The 440-nt window shown below is 64.1% G+C and carries 1 pseudogene; it reads left to right on the plus strand.

Annotation, left to right across the window (positions count from 1 at the left end):
* Positions 1 to 37: 37 nt before the first annotated feature.
* A pseudogene (locus IF20_RS36925) lies at positions 38 to 440 on the plus strand (ADP-ribosyltransferase); the annotation flags it as partial.

Here is a 440-nt window from a genome sequence, read left to right on the forward strand (position 1 = left end):
TGGATGTGGACCCGACGAAGCCGGGGGTCCAGGAGCGATGAAGATCGAGCTCAAGCCCGATCAGATTCCGCAGTACACCGGCAACCTGCCGGAACTGGAGAAGGACCATGCCGCGCTGAAGGCGGACGCCGGGCATATCCGTACCACCGGCGCGGATGTCCACTCCCACTTCCAGGGCCTGTCGGCGTACTACAAGGCGCCGGAGGCGGAGCAGCTCTTCGCCTCCACCAAGCCGGTCCAGACCCGGGCGGATGAGTTCGCCGACGGCCTGGAGACGGTGGCCTCGGCCCTGTCCTCCTATGCTGATGAGATCCGCCCGCTGGTTCCGAAGCTGGCGGAGTTGAAGACCAAGGCGCAGAAGTTCATCCGCGACCACAAGGACGATGAGGACGGGGATTACGACGAGGATCTGATCGCCGAGCACAATCAGATCCGGGATG

Origin of the sequence: Streptomyces niger, assembly GCF_000718305.1 — a bacterium.
Taxonomy (GTDB): domain Bacteria; phylum Actinomycetota; class Actinomycetes; order Streptomycetales; family Streptomycetaceae; genus Streptomyces; species Streptomyces niger.